Source organism: Bradyrhizobium sp. BRP56 (assembly GCF_020194035.1).
GTDB classification, from domain to species: Bacteria; Pseudomonadota; Alphaproteobacteria; order Rhizobiales; family Xanthobacteraceae; genus Bradyrhizobium; species Bradyrhizobium australafricanum.
Window position 1 is genome coordinate 1 of record NZ_JADYVV010000236.1, and the last position, 395, is coordinate 395.

The window sequence follows — 395 nt, forward strand, 5'->3', positions numbered from 1 at the left end:
GTCGTAGGCGATGGCCACCGCATTGCGCAGCTCGGGGTCCTGGCGGGTCTTCGGCTCGACGTCGTGCAGCAGCGACAATGCCTTGTCGGTCTCGCCCGCCTGCTGCAGCTGGCTGGCACGCAGCAACGCTACGCGCGGCTCTTCCGGGAAGCGCTTGACCACTTCATCGATCATGCGCCGCGCCAACTCGGGCTTGTCCATGCGGAGGGCCAGGCGACCGAACTCCTGCCAGGCCTCGATCTTCGGCGGAATCGCATTGGCATCGACCAGCTCGCCGAGCACCTGCGCCGGCACCGCCGGGTCGCGGCCACCGCCGATCAGCGCGGCCAGGGCGAACTTCCAGCCGCGCTCGTCGGGGTCGGCCAGCAGCGCCTGCAGCTCGGTGCGGGCAGCCT

The 395-nt window shown here is 70.4% G+C and carries 1 protein-coding gene; it reads right to left on the minus strand.

What is annotated here, in order from left to right; all coding sequences use genetic code 11:
* Positions 1–395 (minus strand): hypothetical protein (locus I6F38_RS43555; protein WP_225164737.1); only part of this gene is annotated, 395 nt, incomplete at both ends.